Consider the following 524-nt stretch of genomic DNA (forward strand, 5'->3'; position numbering starts at 1 on the left):
CAACGCTCAGGGCAGTGGTTTCAACATGGCGGTAGTAATAAGGGGTACCGGAAGCGAGGTAAGGCGGCAGCAGATCACGGCTTTCCAATCGGGTGCCGTCTTCCCGCAGGAGATTCTGCACCGTGGCTATCTCGCTGCCAGTGGGTGCGGTCAGGGTGTAATCCTCGATACCCTTAACCAGAAACAGCTTGTCATGATGTCGCCACAGGTTGGCACGGTGACAAATATCCCGCAGGGTAATGATCAGATAATTACGGATCACCTGATCCGGGCAGCCCTTGGCATACGGGCGTATGCGGGAAAGGTAGGTGTCCAGTTCCATCTATCCCTCCACCTTGCCCTGAAGCATCTGCCGGAACAGTTGATCCACGTTCCACTTCAGCCCCAGGTCGTTGGCAAACATGGCCAGATAACTCTGCGCCTGCTGCATATTGGCTTCCGTTTCCATATCCATGCTGAATGCCCGGAACAGCATGTAGTTGATCACCGGGTTGATCCACAGCTCATCCAGACTGAATAACTGG

The 524-nt window shown here is 54.6% G+C and carries 2 protein-coding genes; both read right to left on the minus strand.

What is annotated here, in order from left to right:
• A partial coding sequence (locus AK963_RS30545) for a hypothetical protein (RefSeq protein ID WP_202969978.1) occupies positions 1 to 322 on the minus strand: 322 nt, incomplete at its 3' end.
• A partial coding sequence (locus AK963_RS34420) for a DUF6682 family protein (RefSeq protein ID WP_274520576.1) occupies positions 323 to 524 on the minus strand: 202 nt, incomplete at its 5' end.

Source organism: Endozoicomonas atrinae (assembly GCF_001647025.1).
Lineage (GTDB): Bacteria > Pseudomonadota > Gammaproteobacteria > Pseudomonadales > Endozoicomonadaceae > Endozoicomonas > Endozoicomonas atrinae.